Here is a 22,302-nt window from a genome sequence, read left to right as displayed (position 1 = left end):
TATTTCGACATGGAGTTAATATGGTAAGCGCGCTATATGCGGTGCTGGCTGCTCTGCTGTTAATTAAGTTTTCGTTCGACGTTGTTCGCCTGCGCATGCAGTACCGCGTTTCTTACGGCGACGGCGGCTTTAGTGAACTCCAAAGCGCCATTCGTATTCACGGCAACGCGGTGGAATATATTCCCATTTCCCTTCTGCTTTTATTGCTGATGGAGATGGACGGCGCCGAAACCTGGATGGTACATATTTGCGGTATTATGCTGCTGGTCGGACGCCTGCTGCATTACTACGGATACCATCATCGTCTTATTCGCTGGCGCCGTTCCGGCATGGGTGCCACATGGTGTTCACTGCTGCTGATGGTATTAGCCAACTTATGGTATATGCCGTGGGAGTTGGTTTTCTCGCTCCATTAACGCAAAATACGCCCCTTTCGAATTTCCGGATTTAACGTTATGTCTGACCGCGATACGCTGTTTTCCGCCCCGATAGCCAAACTGGGCGACTGGACCTTTGATGAACGGGTAGCCGAAGTCTTCCCCGATATGATCCAGCGCTCGGTGCCAGGTTACTCCAATATCATCTCCATGATTGGCATGCTGGCGGAGCGCTTCGTGCAGCCCAACAGCCAGGTCTACGATCTTGGCTGCTCTTTGGGCGCGGCAACATTATCGGTACGACGCAACATCCATCACGATGGCTGCAAAATCATCGCCGTCGACAACTCACCGGCCATGGTCGAACGCTGTCGTCGCCATCTGGACGCCTTTAAAGCGCAGACGCCGGTTGAGGTTATCGAAGGCGACATTCGCCATATTGCGATTGAAAATGCCTCGATGGTGGTGCTGAACTTTACGCTTCAATTCCTTGAGCCCGACGATCGTCAACTGCTGCTGAATAAAATCTGGCAGGGCCTCAAGCCTGGCGGTGCGCTGGTGCTTTCGGAAAAATTCAGTTTTGAAGACGCCGAAGTCGGCGAGCTGCTGTTTAACATGCACCACGACTTCAAGCGTGCAAACGGCTACAGCGAACTTGAAATCAGCCAGAAGCGCAGCATGCTGGAAAACGTGATGCTGACCGACTCGGTTGAAACCCATAAAAAACGCCTTAAACAGGCGGGCTTTGAGCACGCCGAGCTATGGTTCCAGTGCTTTAACTTTGGCTCTCTGGTGGCCGTCAAATCCGGAGAAACAGCATGATTGATTTCGGTAATTTTTATCAGCTGATCGCCAAAAACCATCTTGCTCCGTGGCTGGAAACGCTGCCTGCGCAGATTGCCAGCTGGCAGCGCGAATCCCTGCACGGCCAGTTTAAGCACTGGTACAACACCGTAAATTACCTGCCGGAAATGACCCCGCACCGCCTAGACCTGCTGCACAGCGTGACGGCCGAGTCGGCTGCGCCGCTGAGCGAAGGCCAGCGGTTGGGCATTGAAAAGCTGCTGCGCAACCTGATGCCGTGGCGGAAAGGGCCTTATTCGCTGTATGGCGTAGATATCGACACCGAATGGCGCTCGGATCTTAAGTGGGATCGCGTCTTGCCGCATATTTCCCCGCTTGCCGGGCGTACCATCCTCGACGTGGGCTGCGGCAGCGGCTATCACCTGTGGCGGATGATTGGCGCAGGCGCGCAGCTTGCGGTTGGCATCGATCCAATGCAGCTGTTTATTTGCCAGTTCGAAGCCGTGCGCAAGCTGTTGGGTAACGATCAGCGTGCCCATGTTCTGCCGCTAGGCATTGAGCAGCTTCCGGAGCTGAACGCCTTTGATACCGTGTTCTCTATGGGCGTGCTTTACCATCGCCGCTCGCCGCTGGATCACCTCTGGCAGTTGAAGAATCAGCTGGTCAAAGAAGGCGAGCTGGTGCTGGAAACGCTGGTGGTGGAAGGCGATGAAAATACCGTTTTAGTGCCGGGCGAGCGCTACGCTCAGATGCGTAACGTGTACTACATTCCGTCCGCGCTGGCGTTAAAAAACTGGCTGGAGAAATGCGGTTTTGTCGACGTGAAGATTGTCGACCACTGCGTCACCACGCAGGAAGAACAGCGCCGCACTTCGTGGATGATCACAGAATCGCTGGGTGATTTCCTCGACCCGAACGACAACAGCAAAACCATTGAAGGCTACCCCGCCCCGCTGCGTGCCGTTCTGGTGGCCCGCAAGCCATAATCCGCAAACAAAAAACCCGGCGCTGAATGCCGGGTTTTTTGTCTTCGCTATCACTTAGCGATAGACCTGTGCGGTACCGCTCCACAGGCTGGAGTCGCTCGGTGTGCCAAGGCCGGTAATGTTAATTTTGCTGCCGCCGATTTTCTCGGCTTTGACCTGAAGCTGGTTGATAGCGTCATCGGTGCTGCCGCGAACGCCGTTGACGGAAACCACCCCAATTTGCTCCTCACCCACGGCGCTGCCGTTAAGCACCTGAGGCAGTGGTGCGGCAAAAGCGGCAGATGCAAAGACGGATGACAGAGCCAGGATCACAGTTGCAGTTATTTTTTTCATTTTTAATTCCCTCTAACATTGATAGTTGTCGGAGAGGATTATTCACAATGGGGTGTTTTGTAACGTAAGTGACTGGCAAACGATGTTAAACAATGTGTGCAAAAAAAGCAGAACCAGTTACATAACGCTTCACGGATTACAAAATAAAAAAAGCCCCAGCAATCCGCCGGGGCCTGGTACGAGCAAGCATCATATTGGGCGACATGATGCGCGGTAGAAATCTTTTCAGTGCGACGGGTTTGATCCCGCCAGCGCGTTTTTCATGGCCGCTACTACGTCTGCATCCACGCAGTAACGATTAAATTCATCGGCTTCAGCATCGGCGCTCATCGAAACCCCTGCTTTGCGGTAGCGCATCGGGGAAGGCACCGAACGCCCCGCCGAGCTGTGCAACTCTTCAATACCGTTTGCAACAAACTTACTAACGTTGCTCAAACGCACGCCTGCGCCAGCCATAATAATTGGAGCACGGGAATGCTGTTTTAGTTCCCGAAGAAGTGAGATTCCCGTTTCGGCCGTTTGCTGCTGTCCTGAAGTCAGTATTCTCGCAACGCCTAATGCCGCCAGCTGTTCGAACGCCTGCAGCGGATGATGGCACATATCAAAGGCGCGGTGGAACGTCACGGCCATCCCTTCGGCGGCCTGCATCACCTGCTCCATACGCGGCAAATCAATATTGCCGTCCTCATCAAGCATGCCGATCACCAGCCCAGGGAAACCGAGCTCTCGTACAAAAGCGATATCCTCGAGCATGGTGGCAAATTCGCCGTCGGTGTAACAAAAGTCACCGCCGCGCGGGCGAATAATCGGATGCACCGGAATCGACACTTTTTGTCTTACCTGGCGCAACACGCCAGCGGAGGGCGTCAGCCCGCCTTCTTTAGGCGCCGAGCAGAGTTCAATTCTGTCCGCGCCGGCCTGTTCTGCAGTCACAGCACAATCTATTCCATAACAGCATATTTCAAGTAAAGCCATTGATTACTCCTGATAAAACCTGCAGTTCGCCGGTTGTGTCCCCGTCACGGAATGATAATCTGAAAAGAGGTCCACAAAAAGGTAGCGTACTATGGCATTCAATTTTGATGAAGGGATCGACAGGCGTCACAGCGACAGCTCGAAGTGGAATAAATTTTCTGAAAACGTGCTGCCAATGTGGGTTGCTGATATGGATTTTCGCTCGCCGCCCTGCATCCTCGATGCGCTACACGCGCGCGTCCAGCACGGCGTATTTGGCTATGGTGCGCGCCCGCATGAGCTGATTGACGTCATCATAAAAAGGCTCGCCGAACGCTATCAGTGGCACATCAAATCCGAATGGCTGGTCTTTTTGCCCGGCGTAGTCGCTGGCCTGAATTTATGCGTTCGAGCCTTTACCGCTGATTCAGAAGCGACGATAGCCCCCACGCCTATCTACCCACCGTTTCGCAAAGCCTCCCTGCTTGCCCGCCGGGCACAGATTAATGCCCCACTCAGGCTGAAAGAAAAACGCTGGATTATCGACCTTGATTCATTAGCGGCTAGCATGAGGGGCAATGAAAAACTGTTGTTGCTCTGTAACCCGCAAAATCCTGGCGGTACGGTTTACCGCCGTGACGAACTGGAACAGCATCTGGCCTTTGCCCGGCGCCACGATTTAGTCGTTTGTTCCGATGAGATCCACTGCGATTTATTGCTTGAGCCTGGCGCAAAACACATTCCTTTCGCGACGTTAGGCGAAGACGCGGCGCAGCGTTCCATTACCCTGCTCTCTCCGTCCAAAACCTTTAATATTGCCGGGCTTGGCGCGTCGGTGGCCGTTATTCCCAATCCTGAACTGCGGCGTAAGTTCAAAGCGGCTCGCACAGGCATTGTGCCTGAAGTCGATGTCCTTGCTCTGACGGCGGCGCAAGCGGCCTGGCGAGACGGCGAGGCGTGGCTGCAGGCACTGCTGGTTTATCTGCGCGCTAACCGTGACAAGCTGGTCACCGCGGTAAACAACATTCCAGGTTTGAATATGCAGTCCCCGGAAGCCACGTACCTCGGCTGGGTTGATGCCAGCGGATTAGGCGTAGAGAACCCGGCTGAGTTCTTTCTTGATGCCGGTCTGGGTTTCTCGCCCGGAGCAGATTTCGGCGAGAAGCAGTTTGTAAGAATTAACTTTGGCTGTACGGCGGCGGTGCTTGATGAAGCCATCCGTCGCCTGCAAAACGCGGTGAAGCAGCGTTAATCACTCTGCCCGTTCACTGGCGACGATCTGCTCGATGCTCCAGGGGTGGAATTTTATCGTCACTTTACCGTCGGTCACCGCAAGCGTTGGGTTAGGCAACCTTTCACGCTCTCCTTTCGGTGAACTGGTTTTCACCGAAATTCCCGTTTCACGCAGCCCGGCGTCGGACAGCAAATCCAGCGCCCGCGCGTTAAGCGTTTCCGGCTCGCCCGGGAGCACAATTTCAACGTGCTCCCAGCCTTCGTGTGGGTAACGCTTTTCGCCCGGCCAGGGCAGCTCCACCACCGTAAACTGCCAGTGCTCAACGCACACCGGCTCATCCAGCTTGAATAAGCAAATCGGGCGACCGTTAATCACATTTTCACTCAGCAACGTGCCGCATTTTTCCAGCCCCGCACGCCAGCGGTCGGCGGTTGCGTTCTGGTGGCAGCGCAAAGAAATGTGATCGGCATCAAGCGGAGCAATTTCCAGCCCGAGTCGAGTGGCAAGTTCTGTTAACGCTTTCGTAAATCTCGGCAGATCTGCCGAAATATCATGCAGTTCATCTACCGCCTGCCAGTTTGCCATGCCGTCATCCTCTTTTTCAGAAAGCGCGTAATCTACCCTGTTCCTGAGAGCGAGCCAACTCCCCGCCGGGGCCAAAATCCGATGAATGGTTATTCATTGCGCCGTTAATAATAATTGCACGGCCCGTGAGCGAGGCTTTTGCTGACGCCAGGCCGCAAATAACGTTATACTCACGCCCTGTTTCGTTCCTCATTTTCAGGCTGCCCTTGATGCGGCGGCCCAGTACAAATTGTAAGGTATCCCGGTGAATATTCAGTCTCTTCTCTCAGAAAAAGTCAGCCAGGCGCTGATTGCTGCAGGCGCACCAGCGGACTGCGAGCCGCAGGTTCGTCAGTCGGCAAAAGTCCAGTTCGGCGACTACCAGGCCAATGGCGTGATGTCCGTTGCTAAAACGCTGGGTATGCCGCCGCGACAGGTCGCAGAGAAGGTCATCGCCAACCTCGATCTGACCGGGATCGCCAGCAAAGTTGAAATTGCAGGCCCAGGCTTTATCAATATTTTCCTCGACCCGGCATTCCTCGCTAAAAACGTCGATCAAGCCGTGGCGTCTGACCGCGTGGGCGTCAGCGTGTCTGAACCGCAAACTATCGTGGTGGACTATTCCGCGCCGAATGTTGCCAAAGAGATGCACGTGGGCCATATCCGCTCCACCATCATTGGCGATGCCGCCGTACGTACCCTGGAATTCCTGGGCCACAAAGTCATCCGCGCGAACCACGTCGGCGACTGGGGTACCCAGTTCGGCATGCTCATCGCCTTCCTGGAAAAACAGCAGCAGGAAAACGCCGGCGAAATGGCCCTGGCTGACCTGGAAGAGTTTTACCGCGCCGCCAAAAAGCACTACGACGAAGACGAAGCCTTTGCCGAGCGTGCACGCGGCTACGTCGTTAAGCTGCAGGGCGGCGACGAATACTGTCGTGAGATGTGGCGCAAGCTGGTCGACATCACCATGACGCAGAACCAGAAAACCTATCAGCGCCTCAACGTGACGCTGACCCGCGATGACGTCATGGGTGAAAGCCTTTACAACCCAATGCTGCCAGGAATTGTTGCCGACCTGAAAGAGAAAGGTCTGGCGGTAGAAAGCGAAGGCGCGACCGTGGTGTTCCTTGACGAGTTCAAGAACAAAGACGGCGACCCGATGGGCGTGATCATCCAGAAGAAAGACGGCGGTTATCTGTACACCACCACCGACATCGCCTGCGCGAAATACCGCTACGAAACCCTGCATGCCGACCGCGTGCTGTACTTCATCGACTCCCGCCAGCACCAGCACCTGATGCAGGCGTGGACCATCGTGCGCAAAGCAGGTTACGTGCCTGAGTCCGTCACGCTGGAGCATCAGATGTTCGGCATGATGCTGGGCAAAGACGGCAAACCGTTCAAAACCCGCTCCGGCGGCACCGTGAAGTTAACCGATCTGCTAGATGAAGCGATGGAACGCGCCCGCGGCTTGGTTGCGGCGAAAAACCCGGACATGCCTGCGGACGAACTGGAAAATCTGGCAAAAGCGGTAGGTATTGGCGCGGTGAAATACGCTGACCTGTCCAAGAGTCGTACCACGGACTACATCTTCGACTGGGACAACATGCTGGCCTTTGAAGGCAATACCGCGCCATATATGCAATACGCCTACACCCGCGTGCTGTCCGTGTTCCGCAAGGCAAACCTCGGCGAAGCCGAACTGCTGAAAGCCAAAGTTGTGATTGCCGAAGATCGTGAGGCCCAGCTGGCCGCTCGCCTGCTGCAGTTTGAAGAGACGCTGAACGTGGTTGCTCGCGACGGTACCCCGCACGTCATGTGCGCTTACCTTTACGATGTAGCAGGCCTGTTCTCCGGCTTCTACGAACACTGCCCGATTCTCAGCGCCGCCGATGAAGCGACCCGCAATAGCCGCCTGAAGCTGGCGCTGCTCACCGCGAAGACCCTGAAGCTGGGTCTGGATACGTTGGGTATCGAAACCGTAGAGCGTATGTAAGTCTCAGACGTAGAAACAACAAACCCGGCCAGTGTGCCGGGTTTTCTTTTTTAGACGAATCAGACATTGTCAGGAGAACAATGCATTAACACGCATACAGACCGGTTGACGAAACCAGAGGCTTACTGGACGTAGTTAACAATAACCTGATTACTGCGCACCCGCAGCGGCGGGTACATCGAGCCGCCGCCCGGCACTTCCCAGACAAACCGCAAAGGCTGATTCGCATCGGTGTTGGTCAGGCCGCGTGTGGTGCCGTTATCGCCCTCGAGAGGCGTGCAATTGGTTGGCGAGCAAAGTTTGACCGTCAGTCCGGCAGGCGTCGGGCCATCCAGCACATAGGTCCAGGCAATCAGCGTCATTCTGCCGGTCACGGGCTGCATCGGTTTCAGCGGCCGGGACGATGCCGTCACGCCACGGTTGCTCAGCGTTACGCCGATACCGCTGTCCTGCCATGAGCCCTCACCTAACGCCAGCGCACCAAACGGCACCAGCAGCATCAAAAGTAACGCTTTCATTCTTTATTTCGCTCCGATTGTGGCCGTCATACGGATGTTACGGTTGTCAGACAGCTCGAGGCTCGACAGGACCACCAGCTGAGGCAGCGTTCTGCGTAAGAAACGCGCCAGCAGCGGACGCAGGGCGTGGTTCACCAACAGAACCGGCGGCGCACCCAACATCTCCTGACGCTGTAACGCATCCTGAGTCTGTTCCAGCAGGCGATCGGCCAGCCCCGGCTCAAGGCCGCCACCGCCCTGCAATGCCTGCAGCAGCAGACGCTCAAGCGAGGCATCCAGCCCAATGACCTGAACTTCGCCGGTGCCTGGGAACCATTGCTGCGTGATAGCCCTGCCCAGCGCCACGCGAACCACGGCGGTCAATTCATGCGGATCGCTCTGAATAGGCGCATGCTCCGCCAGCGTTTCGAGAATGGTACGCATATCGCGGATCGGCACCTTCTCTTCAAGCAAGTTTTGCAACACTTTATGCAGCGTGGTCAGCGTCACCACCGCTGGGATCAGGTCTTCGGTCAGCTTAGGCATTTCCTGCGTGACGCGATCAAGCAGCTGCTGCGCTTCCTGGCGGCCAAAAAGCTCCGGCGCAAACTGCCCGATAAGGTGGTTCAGGTGCGTTGCCACCACGGTACTCGCTTCAACCACGGTGAAGCCCTGAATCTGCGCCTGCTCTTTCAATGCGCTTTCAATCCAGATAGCCGCAAGGCCAAAGGCCGGATCAATTGTCGCCTCGCCCGGTAACGTCCCGGCGGCCGTGCCGGGGTTAATTGCCAGCCAGCGGCCCGGGTAAGCATCCCCGCTGCCGATTTCTACGCCCTTCATCAGAATACGGTAACGTGCAGGAGGCAGATCCATATTGTCGCGGATATGCACCACCGGCGGCAGGAACCCCATCTCCTGAGCGAATTTTTTACGAATACTGCGAATACGGCCCAGCAGCTCGCCGTCCTGCTGGAAATCGACCATCGGAATCAGGCGATAGCCCACTTCCATGCCCAGCGGATCTTCCAGCTGCACGTCATTCCAGGTCGCTTCCACGGCCTGATTATTATCCGGCATTTTCACCGGCTGAGGCGCTTCCGGCGCGGCCATCTGGCGACCACGCATCCACCAGGCTAAGCCCAGCAGTGCGGCGGTAAACAGCAGGAAAACAAAGTTCGGCATCCCCGGCACCATGCCGAGCAGCCCCAGCACGCCAGCGGCCAGCAGCATTACGCGCGGATTATTGAACAGCTGGGTGACCATCTGCTCACCGACGTCCTGGTCAGTCGCCACGCGGGTAACGATCACGCCCGCAGCGGTGGAGATCACCAGCGCGGGGATCTGCGCCACCAGGCCGTCACCGATGGTCAGCAGCGTATAGCTTTGTGCCGCCGCGCCCATCGCCATATCGTGCTGGATAACGCCGACCATCAGGCCGCCGACCACGTTAATCACCATGATGATAAGCCCGGCCACGGCGTCGCCGCGCACAAACTTACTTGCCCCGTCCATTGAGCCGTAGAAGTCAGCCTCCTGGGTCACTTCAGAACGGCGTTTTTTCGCTTCCTCTTCGCCAATGATCCCGGCGTTCAGGTCGGCATCGATAGCCATCTGTTTACCCGGCATCCCGTCCAGCACAAAACGCGCGCCCACTTCGGCGATACGCCCTGCACCCTTGGTGATAACCATAAAGTTGATGATAACCAGGATGATAAACACCACGATACCGATGGCAAAGTTACCGCCCACCAGGAAGTGGCCAAACGCCTCAACCACTTTACCCGCCGCCGCGGCACCGGTATGCCCTTCCAGCAGGATAATACGGGTAGAGGCGACGTTCAGCGCCAGGCGCAGCAAAGTGGTAAACAGCAGAATGGTAGGGAAAGCCGCGAAGTCCAGCGTGCGCTGGGTGAACATCGCCACCAGCAACACCATGATCGACAGCGCGATGTTAAAGGTAAACAGCAGGTCGAGGACAAACGGCGGCAGCGGCAGCACCATCATCGACAGAATCAGCAGGATCAGTACCGGTCCCGCAAGAATTTGCCATTGCCCAGATTTCATGTTGCCCGGCAGGCGCAACATCGCAGCCAGATTAGCCATCGGAGTCCTTCTCGTTTGCAAAGTCCAGCGCCTCAGGCACCGGCAGATTTTCAGGTTTCTTCGGAATTAAGCCGCCCGCCACGCGCCAGCGGCGCAGCTGCCAGACCCAGGCCAGCACTTCCGCCACGGCAGAATAAAGCTGGCCGGGGATCTGTTGGCCTATTTCCGCATGGCGGTACAGCGCACGCGCCAGCGGAGGGGCTTCCAGCATCGGGATGCGGTTTTCATTGCCAATTTCTTTAATGCGCTGAGCGATCAGTCCGGCGCCTTTCGCCAGGACTTTGGGCGCACTCATTTTGTTTTCGTCGTACTGCAGGGCTACCGCATAGTGGGTCGGGTTCGTCACGATAACGTCAGCTTTTGGCACATCTGCCATCATGCGGCGGCGCGCGATCGCTCTCTGCTGCTGACGAATACGCCCTTTAATGTGCGGATCGCCCTCGTTCTGTTTGTACTCGTCACGAATATCCTGACGGGTCATGCGTAACTTTTTAATGTGGCTGTAAATCTGGAAGAAGACGTCAAAGCCCACCATCGGGATGAGGCCCAGAATCACCAGCAGGGCGCAAAGCGCTACCATGTTGAGCGCGCTGGCAAGCGCGGTCACCGGGGACTCACTCATCAGGCGCATCATCGCCGGCCAGTTGTGCCACAAATACCAGCCGGCCACGCAGCCCACCAGAACCGCTTTCAGCATTGCTTTCAGCAGTTCCGCCGCCGTCTGCATGGAAAACATCCGCTTAATCCCGGTAATCGGATTGAGCTTGCCGAGATTAAACTGAATAGCTTTTGAGCTGAAATTCACCCCGCCCAACAGCATCGGCGCGGCTATCGCCACAATAACCAGGCCGGAAATCAGCGGCAGCAGCGCCATCACGGCAAGCTTTATCAAGTGGCTAATCTGATTCACAACCAGGCTGGGGTCGTTGATGATTTTATGGTCAAAGTGCAGGCCATCGGACAGCATCGCACCGAGCATCTTGCCCAGCGAAGCCCCGCCCATCCAGATAATGCACAGCCCCACCAGCAACATCAGCAGGGAAGTCAGTTCACGGGAACGCGGGATCTGCCCCTCTTCACGCGCCTTTTCAAGTCGATGGGCCGTGGGGGCTTCTGTTTTTTCCTGATCGCTATCTTCAGACACCGCAACAATCTCGTGGCCGCATTTTCAAGGACAGCATGCCAGAGCCCGGTTGGGCTAATAGAGGAATTACAAACGTTTTTGTACGTTTATTTTGACGTTAAGCGGCGGCCTCCCCCACGCACGCGAGAGGCCGCCGGTGTTTTTAAAACCCTAAGCTGTCCAGCAAATCATCAACCTGATCCTGGCTTGCCACCACGCCTGCGGCGGTAGCATCAAGCTGTGGGCCGTTCAGCAAGCCTTCGTTCACGCGCTTAGCGCGAGCGTCTGGCTCCGGCATGTTTTCCAGCAGCACCATCAACAGCTGGCGTTCAATCTCCTGGATAACGTCCATCATACGCTTGATAACCTGACCGGTAAGGTCCTGGAAATCCTGTGCCATCATGATTTCCAGCAGCTGGGCGTTGGTGAAGCTGGTGTGCTCCGGGACGCCTGACAGGTAGCTGCGGGTATCGGTCACCAGTTCACGCGCATCTTTCAGCTCGATCGGATTTTCAAACCATGCATCCCAACGGCCGCTCAGCGCTTTTGCTTCGCTTTCCAGCTGGTTCTGGTGAGGCTGAGACAGCTCCACGCAGTTCAGGGCACGCTCAGCGGCCTGCGCGGTCATCTGCACGACATAGTCCAGGCGATCGCGGGCGTCAGGAATAGCTTCGGCCGCTTCAGCGATGGCCTGATCGAGCCCCAGCTCACGCAGGCTGTCACGCAGCATGCGGGTCAGGCTGCCGATACGTGCAATGATATCGGTCGGTGAATGCTCGTGTATCTCTGTTGCCGGGTTTGTTGATGAGTGCATTTGCGCCTCCTTACATGCCGAGCTTTTCGAAAATTTTGCCCAGTTTCTCTTCCAGTGTTGCCGCCGTGAATGGCTTAACGACGTAGCCGCTTGCCCCGGCCTGTGCGGCTGCAATGATGTTTTCTTTCTTGGCTTCTGCCGTGACCATCAGCACCGGCATCGCTGACATCGCGCCGTCGGCACGAATGGTTTTCAGCAGTTCCAGACCGTCCATGTTCGGCATGTTCCAGTCAGAGATAACAAAGCCAAAACCACCGGCCTGCAGTTTGTTCAGCGCGTCTACGCCGTCTTCCGCTTCTTCAACGTTATTAAAACCCAGCTCTTTAAGCAGGTTGCGCACGATGCGGCGCATGGTTGAAAAGTCGTCTACGACCAGAAACTTGAGTTCTTTGTCCGCCATAAAATCCGGGCTCCTTCAGTTAAATACGTATTGCCTGTCCGGCACTAATTTTCGCCAGCATCTGCTGGCTAACCTGGCTTAAATCGACCACTTCGCTGACGCCACCAGAATTGATGGCCTCACGCGGCATGCCGAACACCACACAACTTGCTTCGTTTTGGGCGATGGTCCACGCCCCTGCCTGGTGCATCGCCAGCATCCCGGCGGCACCGTCATTACCCATCCCGGTGAGGATCACACCCACGGCGTTACGCCCCGCGTGTTTCGCCACCGAATGGAACAGCACATCCACGGCCGGGCGATGCCGGTTCACGGGTGGGCCGTCATGTAATTTGATTTGATAGTTCGCGCCGCTGCGCGCCAGCTCCATGTGCTTATCGCCAGGAGCGATATAGGCATGGCCCGGCAGCACGCGTTCGCCGTCTTCCGCCTCTTTGACGCTTATCTGACAGAGCTTATTCAGGCGCTCGGCAAACGACCGGGTAAAACCAGGCGGCATATGCTGGGTTATCAGCAGCGCCGGGCTGGAAAGCGGCAGCGGCTGCAGCACGTGGCGGATGGCTTCGGTACCACCGGTTGAAGCCCCAATCGCAATCAATTTTTCCGAGCTAAGCAGCGGCCCGGCTTTCAGCGTCGCAGGCACCGCGGTTGGCGCATGCGCGGCAATCTTAGCCCTGGCGGCCGTTCGCACTTTTTCGGCAATCATTTCGCTGTAGGCCAGCATCCCTTCGCGGATGCCCAACTGCGGCTTGGTCACGAAGTCGATAGCCCCCAGTTCCAGCGCGCGCAGCGTCACCTCAGAGCCTTTACCGGTCAGCGAGGAAACCATCACCACCGGCATAGGCCTCAGGCGCATCAGCTTCTCCAGGAAGTCGAGGCCGTCCATGCGCGGCATTTCGACATCCAGCGTTAACACATCCGGATTGAACTTTTTAATCAGATCGCGCGCCACCAGCGGGTCCGGGGCGGTAGCAACCATTTCCATATCGCTATGACTGTTGATAATTTCCGTCATTATCTGCCGCATCAGCGCAGAGTCATCGACCGATAAGACACGTATTTTCGTCATGTTCTTTCCTTACTCAGGCCATAGACCGTCTGACCACGCAGCCAGAAGTCACGGCTGAGGTTACTGAAGTTCTCCGAATGCCCGGCAAACAGCAATCCGCCGGGTTTCAGCAGCGGAACAAAGCGCTGCAAAATCGCCTGCTGTGTAGGTTTATCGAAATAAATCATCACATTGCGGCAAAAAATGGCGTCAAATGGCCCCGGCACCGGCGCCTGCTTGTCCAGCAGGTTGATCGGCGCAAAATCAATATGATTCGACAGCTCGCTTCGCACGCGAACCAGCCCTTCATGCGGCCCCGTGCCGCGCATGAAGTAGCGCTGCATCTGTACCGGCGAAAGCGTCTTCAATTCTTCCTGGCGATAAACACCGCTCTGCGCTTTCTCCAGCACCTGCGTGTCGATGTCGCTGGCAAAAACCTTCCAGCGACCAGCCCCGCCCCCCAGCACATCCGCCAGTGTAATGGCGATGGAATAAGGCTCCTCACCTGTCGAAGCCGCCGCGCTCCAGACTTTATAGTCCCCGGCACGTTTGCGGGCGTGTTCCGCAAGGATCGGGAAATGGTGTCCTTCGCGAAAAAAAGCGGTCAGGTTAGTGGTCAGCGAGTTGATAAACGCCTGCCACTCGGCGCTGCTGGAGTTGGCCTCCAGCATGCCTAAGTAGCGGCCAAAATCATCCAGCCCCAGCAGACGCAGGCGGCGAACCAAACGGTTGTAAACCATGTCTCGTTTGTGGTCGGCCAGCACGATTCCCGCGCGCTGGTAAATCAACTGGCATATCCGACGAAAATGCGCGTCGGAGAGCGGCAGACGCTGTGTCATCTGTAGCATTAATGACTGTTGCCCCGTGGGCGTCGATGATGTCATAGCGCCTTCTTCATTCCATTCAAGATGTTACCCATTCTCCGGAAGCGACAAATTCACTGGCGGAGGGCTGCGGTTCGGCGCCGCTCAGGTTAAATACGGCCACCACGCCGGAGAGATATTCGGCCTGGCCCGCCAGCGCATCGGTGGCACCGGCGGCTTCTTCAACCAGCGCGGCGTTTTGCTGTGTCACCTGATCCATCTGGCTTACCGCCTGGGCGACCTGTTCGATGCCACGACGCTGTTCATCAGACGCCGAGGCAATTTCGCCCATAATGTCGTTGACCTGCGTGACCGAACGGACAATTTCAGCCATCGTTGTCGCCGCCGTATCTACCAGCTTCGACCCTTGCTGCACGCGGTCAACGGACTCTTCAATTAAGACTTTGATCTCTTTGGCCGCCTGGGCGCTGCGGCTGGCAAGGTTGCGAACTTCTCCGGCAACCACCGCAAAACCACGCCCCTGCTCCCCGGCACGCGCAGCTTCTACCGCCGCGTTCAGCGCGAGGATATTGGTCTGGAACGCAATGCCGTCAATCACGCTGGTAATATCGCTAATTTTCTGCGAACTGCCGGCGATGTCGCGCATGGTGTTTGCCACATTCGCTGCCTGTTGTCCGCCCTGCTTCGCGGTATCGGCCGCGCTACGGGAAAGTTGAGCCGCCTGGCGAGCGTTATCCGCGTTCTGCCCCACGGTTGCCGTAAGCTGCTCCATGCTGGCAGCGGTCTCGGCCAGCGAAGCCGCCTGCTGCTCGGTGCGCGCAGACAAATCGCTGTTGCCTGCGGCAATCTCGCCGATACCGGCGTGCATTGAGCGAGTGCCGCTGCGCACCTGGCTGACCGTCTCTTTTAACGCCGTCTGCATGTTTTTCAGGCTGGCGAATATCTCCGAGATCTCATTACGCCCAAAAACCGAAATGGGCTTCGCCAGGTCCCCGGCGGCAATGCTGTCAAAGTGGCTACGGACAATCGCCAGCGGCTGAACAATCATCTTGCGCGACCACGCCAGAGAGCCGAGCAGCAGCACCACGGCGATAATCGTCACCGTGGTGAAAATTACCGCAGAGATATGGTAATTCTTCTGGCTGTCGCCGCTCGCGGTTTGCACAATCTGATTAATGCTCTGCTGCCAGGCATTGAAGTTCGCGTCAAAAACGCCCTGCGATTTCTGCACCGGCGCGGTCATAAAGTCGGAAAGCTGGTTGTTCTCGAGCCACGTAGCCTGATGCTGGAGATCGTCCCGGAACGCCGCATAGCTCTCTTTCGTCGACGCCATCATTTTCTCGACATCGCCGCCCGTCTGCGGAACCTCGAGGAACTGGTTAAACAGCATATCCGCCTGCTTCAGGCTGCTGCGGGCCTCCGCCATCAGCCGTTTGATATCATCCGGTGGATAGCTGAGCGCCGTCAGCGTGCCCGCCCGGTTTAAGGCATTGCTGGCCTGCAGTAACGCGGCCCGGCTTTGGGTTAACGCATCGCGCTGCTGATTGCTAACCTCAACCCTTTTCAGGTTCTGGAAATCGTCACGAAAAGCCCAGAAAGACAACCCATTACTGCCAATCTGCAAAACGCCGCAGACAATCAAAATCAGGAAAAGCGTGGTCGAGATCCGGATACGGTTTAACATCAAAGCTTCCCTCTGCCGGCCAGCAGGCCGGTATTCATCTGATCAGAAAGTTTCCCAGTTTTCGTCATCCCCGGCCCGGGCCGGAGTACGCGGGGCATGAACCACAGGGCTTTGCGCTACCGGCGCGGCCGCTGCAGGTTTTTTACTACCCGCATTCCCTTGCAAACGGAACGTCGCGACCGACTGAGTCAGGCGGCTAGCCTGCTCCTCCAGCGCGGCGGCCGCGGCAGCAGACTCTTCCACCAGGGAGGCGTTCTGCTGCGTCACTCTGTCCATCTCAGACACGGCCAGGGCGACCTGGTCGATCCCCCGGCTTTGCTCATCAGAGGCGGAGGCGATTTCCCCCATGATGTCCGTGACCCGCGTAACCGCGTTCACGATGTCGCTCATGGTTTCCCCTGCGCTTTCAACCAGCACGGAGCCCGTGTCCACGCGTGAAACGGAATCTTCAATCAGTGACTTAATCTCTTTTGCAGCCTGTGCGCTGCGGCTGGCTAAGTTACGCACTTCCCCGGCCACCACCGCAAAACCGCGCCCCTGTTCACCGGCACGCGCAGCTTCTACCGCCGCGTTCAGCGCCAGGATGTTGGTCTGGAAGGCTATCCCGTCAATCACGCTGATGATGTCGGCAATTTTCTTCGAGGAGCCCGCGATGTCATGCATGGTTTTCACTACGCCATCCACCACCTTGCCGCCGCGCTGAGCGGTTTCAGACGCATTCAGCGCAAGCTGCGAAGCCTGACGTGCGTTTTCGGCGTTCTGTTTTACAGTGGCGGTGAGCTGCTCCATGCTGGCGGCGGTTTCTTCCAGAGACGCCGCCTGTTGCTCGGTACGGGATGAAAGATCGTTATTACCTGCGGCAATTTCGGTGGTGCCGCTGTAAATGGCATCCGATCCTTCACGCACGCTGCTGACCGTGGTAATCAGCTCCTGCTGCATGTGCTGTACGCTGGAGGCAAGCTGAGTCAGCTCGTTTTTTCCTTCAACGTTGATTTTTTCCGTCAGGTTACCGGCGGCGATTTCGCGAATATGGCCAATCACCACGTTCAGCGGCTTAAGGAGAATCTGACGCATACCGACCCAGACCAGCAGAATAACTGCGGCCAGCGCCAGGGCTAAAATGCCAAGCTGCCAGATGGCAAAGGTATAACCGTCGCGGCTGTCGACGTACGAGGCTTCGTACATGCGATCGTTCAGCGCCAGGTAGCCGTCGTAGGCTTTTTCAAGCGCATTCTGCATGCCCTGGGTCGACTGGCCGAAATAGGCATCCATGTTGCCGCTTTCCAGGTAGCCAATCAGCTCCGCAAGCGCCTGATGATAAGCCTGGTAATCCCCGTCTATATCTTTCACCACGGTGTTCATTTCGGCGGAAATGGGCGCAACCTGTTTGAAGTTGTTGTAGTGTTGCTCGGCGCTGGCGAGGGATTTCTTCGCATTGTTCAGCAGATCGGTTTTGGCTGCGCTCTGGCTATTGGCCGGATCCATCATCATGCGTGCGGCAGAGCGGCTCAGGTTAATGCGCGTGTGCAACATCAGGATCCATGCCTGATTTAATTCGGCCTGCTGCACCCGCAATTCGCGGGAGACTTTGAAGTTATCATTATTGTTTTTTAACGAATTAAAGAACATTCCACCGGAAATGATTTGCAGCAGCGCGAACACCACCAGCACCATCATCAGCATGGTGACAACGCGAATACGCTTTAACATAGGACGCCCTTTTAACGACTTGTTCCCGAGGTTATCGGCACGGCCAGCGGGAACTTTACGTTAAGTCACAGGGAAATTAACCGGTTGCACTATGGCAACCGGCTATCTGTCAGGCGGGGAACGATCAATAGGTTACGGTAATTGTCACCGTGTCAGCATAGTCATCTGGCGTGTAGTTGGTGCTGGGAATAGTGACATAGACCGGGTATTGCTGCGTACTCCCGGTACCGGTACTGGACGGCATGTTCTGCGCCGTGTTGCCCCACACCGCCCCCGATGTTCCGGTGGCTTGTCTTAGCTGATAAGGCACCTGGTCAGTATTCGCTCCCGTCCCTTTTAACGCCCCAGTGCCGCCCGTGTTGCCGTTGGATGGCGTCAGGCCAACGGTGTAAAGCGTGCCGTTGGTGCAGGCAATACCGAGCGTATTACTCGACGCCAGATTGCTTTGCATAGCCGCCACCTGCCCGAAGCTCACGTTATTGGCGTAGCTGACGTTGCACTGCTTGCTCACGGTTGCCATCACGTTGAAGGGAAAGTTCGTTGCCACACCCGTGCCGCAGTTTGCGGGTGGGGCCAGCAGGCCGGTATTCATTGTGACGGTAGTCATGCCGCTGGTGTAAATATCCTGATACCCCCCTGGCGCTGCAGACACTTGGGGCAGCGTCATTTGGGCGTAGACCGTCAGGCTGCCGGTGACGGGCGTTAAGTTAAGCAAATTGAGCTGCACCACCGGGTAGGTTGTTCCCGACTGGAACTGGCTCCCCCATGCCCCCCCGCTTAAAGTTCCCTGATAAAGCTCATAGGGCAGCGTGCTGGCCGGTGGCCCGGCAAAAGACATTTTGTGGTTCCCTACCCCGGCCCCGTCAATATTAAAGCAGAGCGTCACCCCGGCCAGTAGATCCCCCAATTGTTTGGAGCAGCTGTAGTCGAAGGTCATCGATGTGTTGGGGGTGCCTGTCGCCAGCGGGTTGACGGTGCCAAAGTTAACCGTTTGTACATTGCTCACCGAGCAAACTACCGCATGGCTAATCCCGGGAGACAGCAAGAGCACCGCCAGCAGCAATAATTGTTTTATTCTCATGCGGATAACTCCTGTCTCAAAACGCCACGGATACGCTATTGGCACACAACAGGACCAATAGTCGGCACGCTTTTCTGATTCTGTGGATAGTCAAACTCAGCCACGCAAATACCGTTCTCTGTCGTCACTCTGAGCTGATTGTGCAGCTCAAGTGCATCGAAATAGGCCAGGCCATCAAACCCGACAACCGAGTTCTGCCCAATACCGGACATCAACCTGATTGGGCTGCCTTCGGCGATAGCCTTGCCTTTAGTATCAACCAGGCTTACCTGCGCGGCGCGAACCGGCTTGATATCAAAATTCACCAGAGTACCGGAGCGGTCGGCTGGGGTAGCGTTCAGGCTGACGCTGCGGATCCGCATATTGGCCGGCAGGTTCATAGGATCGATACTGATCAGGTTGTTCTGATAGCTGTTGAGCGGCGTCACTAGCAGCCGTCCGCTGCTGTCGCTGTTGCCCACCAGATTATGCTGCAGCTTGACCGGTACATCCGGGATCCCGTCCGTAGAAACCACGGCAAAACCGTTGTTGATCTCCCGGGCGGCGAACACACCGCCGCCCATCATCACCAGCGACCCTGTCGCCCCCGCATAGCCGTAATTGTTGTCAGGAATGCTGCGGAAGCCGGTATATACGCGGCCATAGCGCCCCAGGTAACCCACTTCGCCCTGCCCGGTTTGCTGTGAACTCTGCTGGCTGGCGGCCACGTTCCAGCCCACCCCGCCTTCGGACGGCGGACTCTGGCTGGCATTAAGCTGGTAACCCATCTTGTCGCCGGTACGCTGCACCGTCGCGCCGGCAGTCAGGCTATTGCTGGTACTGACGGTCAACATCAGATAAACGCTGCGGTCGCGGGTGTTATCAATATTTTGGTTAAAGCTGGCGCTTAAGGAGACGTTTTCGGTGATGGATTTAAACCAGCTGGCGTTGGCGTAACGAATAGCGCTTTGGTCAGGGTAGCGAAACTGCAGGTAACTCAGACTGAGATTCCCGCCCACACCAAAGTTATATCCCACCACCGCGCTGCCGCTGAAGGCAGGCGGCGGGGCACCATACCTCGTCGCAACATCGTGATAGTCACCGGACGTGGCCGTCGCGCTGGAGCTAAAGTTGAAGCGCCCGCCGGACCAACGGTAGCCCAGGCTATACAAATAGCCGTTCTCCCCGGCATCAGAACTTGCTGCCAGCGCAGTTGAAATCGTTCCGGACTGGCTCCAGGGGATCCAGTCACTGCCAATCCCGCCGTTGACCAGACTGTCGCTGGCTTCCATATGGCCGCCGGCGGTCAGGCTGTTGCTGAAGCCCCGCCGCCAGGTGCCGCTTAGGGCAGGCTCACTGGCGTAGTCGAAGGAGGAATAACCGTAGTTTTTTCTCACCACGCCCAGCTCAAGCGACCAGTCCGTCAACCCTTCCCTTAGCAGAAGCTGATCGTTGTAAAAAGAGAAGTTCTGCACGCTGGTTCTGCCCAAGGCATCGGTCATCATCACCTGAGCATTCCCTGCGCCGGTGATGTTTGGCAGCGTATTTAACTGGAAGCTGCCCGCAGGAACCTCGCCGTTATAGTATTTAACCCCGTTGACATACAGCTCAACGCTGGAGGGCAGCGTTGCCGAGCCCAGAAACGCGGGAAGCGGCGTCGTTGGCATGTAAGGATTGAGGCCAAAATCCGTCCCGATTTTCACCCCGGCAATGCGAGTCTGACGAGACCATGAAAGCGAGCTGGTGAGCGTGTCGCCGAGAGTCACCGCCAGCATTTTGTCGGGAAAGGAGGAGCGCCAGCTGGTGTCCAGGCGGCTAAAGGACTGATTGTTATTCTGTTCCGTGCTGTAACGGGTTAGCTGGGTCGAACTCAGCACGCCTGCCGAATTAAACGCCCTGAACTCACTGAATGTGTTGAAGTTGCTATTCTTACCGCTGTCGGCGTAGAGGTCGTAATTCAGCAGTGCCCCAAAGGCGTTAGCCGCCTTCGGCGAGGACATATCGGATTGATTGAGCTGGGTGGTTTTCAGGTCTAACAGGCTCAGCGGCGCGGTCAGTGCCAGAGTTTGTTGCTGGACGTTATAGTCAACCGTGACCTGAGCAATGTCATTCAGATAAAACGGCGGCTGCGCTTTTTCCGGCAGGTGAAATCCCAACTGACGCAGAGCCATTGCGTCGCCGTAGAGTTTTCCCTGCGCGTAGCCAAGATGAACCAGACCCACGGCATTCCCGTTCACCGTCGTGTCCAGATATAAATCCACGCCTACAGGCTGAGCTGTATCATTGCTGGCCGCATTCTGAGGTAAGTCATTATTAGTATTTTGTGCTGCTGTCATGCCTGAGAAAAATAAACCATTAAGCAATACAATATTTACCAAAGAATATGGCCAGTCATAGATTTTGTTCTGTTTTTTGACCATTGATAGTGACTTCAACCTTTCCACTGTGATAAGCATCACTGGCAGACGAAGATATTATCCACCGCATAGTTGAACCGGGAAGAACATAGCCTAACAGGCCTGGAGTAATCGTTTTTCGTGCACCATTAGTTTGAATAAATGTCATGGCAGAAAGCTGGGCGTGGCTGTTTCCCTGATTACTCACATCGATAAATGTTTTGCCATCGGTTTGCACTAGTGCCCATTTAAGTTTCGCGGTGTTTTCAGCCTGCCCCACAGGCTGCAAAAACACCGGGACAGAATAGCGCATAACAAATTGAAGGGTATTTTGCTGCACTTTGGCAGGCGGCAGCTCATCAATAAACAAACGATAGGCCTGCTCTACCTGATTGGTCGCAGGCGTCGTGCGGATCACGCGGACAAGCTGACGCTCCCCGGCGGGCAGCGTCACGATGGGTGGGCTAATGACCAGCCCCTGAGAGGTTGACAGCCTGTCGGCATTGCCGCTTTGCTGCCAGTTGAAAACCCGTACCTGTGCGTTGAGCGGCGCAGTCCCTTCATTACTTAACCATATACCGTCCGCATTTTGTGTGGCGCTCAACGTCAGGTTAACCGGCGATATCTGCAGGCCACCGGCCAACGCATTATGTCCCACGACCAGCGCCAGCAACAGGCACGCGCAGGCAGGGCGTCCGCCTAATTTCATTTTCATCCGTTGTCCTGAAATCAGTAGTTAACGTTGACGGTCACGGTATCCGCATAGCTGTCTGGCGTGTAGTTGGCGCTCGCTGCAGTGGCATAAACCGTATACGTTATAGCCAGTCCTGTGCCTAAGCCCGCCACGCCGTTACCCACAGTCGTTGTGGTGGCGGTGTTACCCCAAACCGGCCCGGTAGCCGAGGTTTGGTTCAACTGATAAGGGACTTTGTCGGTGTTGGTTGCCGCGTTAAGCACGGACGACATTGCCCCCGACCCGGTGGTGGTTCCGCCGTTGGCCGCAGAAGGTGCAAGGCCGATAAAATAAGGCGTTGCCTTTGAGCAGTTAACGGTGAACGTATTACTTTGCGAGGTGTTTACTGCGCTGGCTGCCACCGACCCAAGGTTAATATTCGAGCCCGTGCCAGCCGTCACTGCACAGGATTTTGTAATCGTGATGAGGACCTGAAATGTACCGTTTGCCACCGCCGCATTAGCCGATGGAATAATCGCAAACGCAGTACAAGAGAGAATTAAGCGTGCTGCAGTGGCTGAATTCATATCCTTACCCTCATTCAAATGACTCAATCATGCTTCGTGAATATACAGCGAAGCGGCACGGGATGATTTAACGTTAGTCTATATTCCGCTTTAATAAAGAAGGCGGACGCCATAACTTGTCGTTGATATAAT

General features: G+C 56.2%; 21 protein-coding genes. 5 read left to right on the top strand and 16 right to left on the bottom strand.

Going from position 1 to position 22,302, the window contains the following annotated elements; translation table 11 throughout:
• Window positions 1-20: 20 nt before the first annotated feature.
• The 3 genes from CNE01S_RS00355 to cmoB are packed head-to-tail and all read left to right on the top strand — an operon-like array spanning window position 21 to window position 2,167.
• The gene (locus CNE01S_RS00355; protein ID WP_061272173.1) at window positions 21-416 is read left to right on the top strand and encodes an MAPEG family protein; all 396 of its coding nucleotides are present in this window, start codon (window positions 21-23) and stop codon (window positions 414-416) included.
• 39 nt (window positions 417-455) lie between these two features.
• On the top strand, window positions 456-1,199 hold the full coding sequence (gene cmoA / locus CNE01S_RS00350) for a carboxy-S-adenosyl-L-methionine synthase CmoA (RefSeq protein WP_061272171.1): 744 nt from the start codon (window positions 456-458) through the stop codon (window positions 1,197-1,199).
• Entirely contained in the window at window positions 1,196-2,167 is a 972-nt protein-coding gene (gene cmoB / locus CNE01S_RS00345; protein ID WP_061272169.1) for a tRNA 5-methoxyuridine(34)/uridine 5-oxyacetic acid(34) synthase CmoB, read from the top strand. Before cmoA ends, cmoB begins: the two co-directional genes overlap by 4 nt.
• A gap of 54 nt (window positions 2,168-2,221) precedes the next feature.
• On the opposite strand, the gene CNE01S_RS00340 is transcribed toward cmoB, so the two are convergent.
• Window positions 2,222-2,500 carry a YdgH/BhsA/McbA family protein gene (locus tag CNE01S_RS00340; protein WP_061272167.1) on the bottom strand — a complete coding sequence of 93 codons (279 nt, stop codon included), beginning with the start codon at window positions 2,498-2,500 and terminating at the stop codon, window positions 2,222-2,224.
• A gap of 225 nt (window positions 2,501-2,725) precedes the next feature.
• Window positions 2,726-3,475 carry a copper homeostasis protein CutC gene (gene cutC / locus CNE01S_RS00335; RefSeq protein ID WP_061272165.1) on the bottom strand — a complete coding sequence of 250 codons (750 nt, stop codon included), beginning with the start codon at window positions 3,473-3,475 and terminating at the stop codon, window positions 2,726-2,728.
• 91 nt (window positions 3,476-3,566) lie between these two features.
• On the opposite strand from cutC, the gene CNE01S_RS00330 reads away from it, so the two are divergent.
• The gene (locus CNE01S_RS00330; RefSeq protein ID WP_061272162.1) at window positions 3,567-4,706 is read left to right on the top strand and encodes a MalY/PatB family protein; all 1,140 of its coding nucleotides are present in this window, start codon (window positions 3,567-3,569) and stop codon (window positions 4,704-4,706) included.
• Here the strand turns inward: CNE01S_RS00330 and CNE01S_RS00325 are convergent, their stop codons facing one another.
• Window positions 4,707-5,273 (bottom strand): VOC family protein, encoded by a 567-nt coding sequence (locus CNE01S_RS00325; RefSeq protein ID WP_061272161.1) that lies wholly within the window; start codon window positions 5,271-5,273, stop codon window positions 4,707-4,709.
• Window positions 5,274-5,517: 244 nt separating this feature from the next.
• On the opposite strand from CNE01S_RS00325, the gene argS reads away from it, so the two are divergent.
• Window positions 5,518-7,251 (top strand): arginine--tRNA ligase, encoded by a 1,734-nt coding sequence (gene argS, locus CNE01S_RS00320; protein WP_061272158.1) that lies wholly within the window; start codon window positions 5,518-5,520, stop codon window positions 7,249-7,251.
• A 122-nt stretch (window positions 7,252-7,373) separates the two neighbouring features.
• Here the strand turns inward: argS and flhE are convergent, their stop codons facing one another.
• The 13 genes from flhE to CNE01S_RS00255 all read right to left on the bottom strand — a co-directional run bounded on the left by flhE (window position 7,374) and on the right by CNE01S_RS00255 (window position 22,170).
• A complete protein-coding gene (gene flhE, locus CNE01S_RS00315; RefSeq protein ID WP_061272157.1) occupies window positions 7,374-7,769 on the bottom strand; it encodes a flagellar protein FlhE in 396 nt (131 codons plus the stop codon).
• Between the two features lie 3 nt (window positions 7,770-7,772).
• A complete protein-coding gene (gene flhA / locus CNE01S_RS00310) occupies window positions 7,773-9,851 on the bottom strand; it encodes a flagellar biosynthesis protein FlhA (protein WP_061272155.1) in 2,079 nt (692 codons plus the stop codon).
• Complete coding sequence (gene flhB / locus CNE01S_RS00305; RefSeq protein WP_061272152.1) at window positions 9,844-10,995, bottom strand: flagellar biosynthesis protein FlhB; 1,152 nt, start codon at window positions 10,993-10,995, stop codon at window positions 9,844-9,846. The genes flhA and flhB overlap by 8 nt, the downstream gene beginning before the upstream one ends.
• Window positions 10,996-11,137: 142 nt before the next feature.
• On the bottom strand, window positions 11,138-11,788 hold the full coding sequence (gene cheZ / locus CNE01S_RS00300; protein WP_039294603.1) for a protein phosphatase CheZ: 651 nt from the start codon (window positions 11,786-11,788) through the stop codon (window positions 11,138-11,140).
• Window positions 11,789-11,798: 10 nt separating this feature from the next.
• Entirely contained in the window at window positions 11,799-12,188 is a 390-nt protein-coding gene (gene cheY, locus CNE01S_RS00295; RefSeq protein ID WP_008453900.1) for a chemotaxis response regulator CheY, read from the bottom strand.
• 19 nt (window positions 12,189-12,207) lie between these two features.
• The gene (locus tag CNE01S_RS00290; protein WP_038481767.1) at window positions 12,208-13,257 is read right to left on the bottom strand and encodes a protein-glutamate methylesterase/protein-glutamine glutaminase; all 1,050 of its coding nucleotides are present in this window, start codon (window positions 13,255-13,257) and stop codon (window positions 12,208-12,210) included.
• On the bottom strand, window positions 13,254-14,120 hold the full coding sequence (cheR, locus tag CNE01S_RS00285; RefSeq protein ID WP_045782963.1) for a protein-glutamate O-methyltransferase CheR: 867 nt from the start codon (window positions 14,118-14,120) through the stop codon (window positions 13,254-13,256). Before cheR ends, CNE01S_RS00290 begins: the two co-directional genes overlap by 4 nt.
• A 19-nt stretch (window positions 14,121-14,139) precedes the next feature.
• Complete coding sequence (locus tag CNE01S_RS00280; RefSeq protein ID WP_061272150.1) at window positions 14,140-15,744, bottom strand: methyl-accepting chemotaxis protein; 1,605 nt, start codon at window positions 15,742-15,744, stop codon at window positions 14,140-14,142.
• A 42-nt stretch (window positions 15,745-15,786) separates the two neighbouring features.
• A complete protein-coding gene (gene tar, locus CNE01S_RS00275) occupies window positions 15,787-17,454 on the bottom strand; it encodes a methyl-accepting chemotaxis protein II (protein WP_061272148.1) in 1,668 nt (555 codons plus the stop codon).
• A 124-nt stretch (window positions 17,455-17,578) separates the two neighbouring features.
• The gene (locus CNE01S_RS00270; protein WP_061272145.1) at window positions 17,579-18,535 is read right to left on the bottom strand and encodes a Csu type fimbrial protein; all 957 of its coding nucleotides are present in this window, start codon (window positions 18,533-18,535) and stop codon (window positions 17,579-17,581) included.
• A 35-nt stretch (window positions 18,536-18,570) separates the two neighbouring features.
• Window positions 18,571-20,850 (bottom strand): fimbria/pilus outer membrane usher protein, encoded by a 2,280-nt coding sequence (locus CNE01S_RS00265; RefSeq protein WP_061272302.1) that lies wholly within the window; start codon window positions 20,848-20,850, stop codon window positions 18,571-18,573.
• Window positions 20,851-20,905: 55 nt separating this feature from the next.
• Complete coding sequence (locus CNE01S_RS00260) at window positions 20,906-21,625, bottom strand: fimbrial biogenesis chaperone (RefSeq protein WP_061272144.1); 720 nt, start codon at window positions 21,623-21,625, stop codon at window positions 20,906-20,908.
• Window positions 21,626-21,639: 14 nt separating this feature from the next.
• Window positions 21,640-22,170, bottom strand: a complete 531-nt coding sequence (locus CNE01S_RS00255; protein WP_061272140.1) for a Csu type fimbrial protein — start codon at window positions 22,168-22,170, stop codon at window positions 21,640-21,642.
• Window positions 22,171-22,302 lie beyond the last annotated feature (132 nt).

The organism is Cedecea neteri NBRC 105707 = ATCC 33855, from assembly GCF_001571265.1.
GTDB lineage: Bacteria > Pseudomonadota > Gammaproteobacteria > Enterobacterales > Enterobacteriaceae > Cedecea > Cedecea neteri.
The sequence above is the reverse complement of the archived record's forward strand: the minus strand, read 5'-3'. Positions and strand labels throughout refer to the sequence as shown.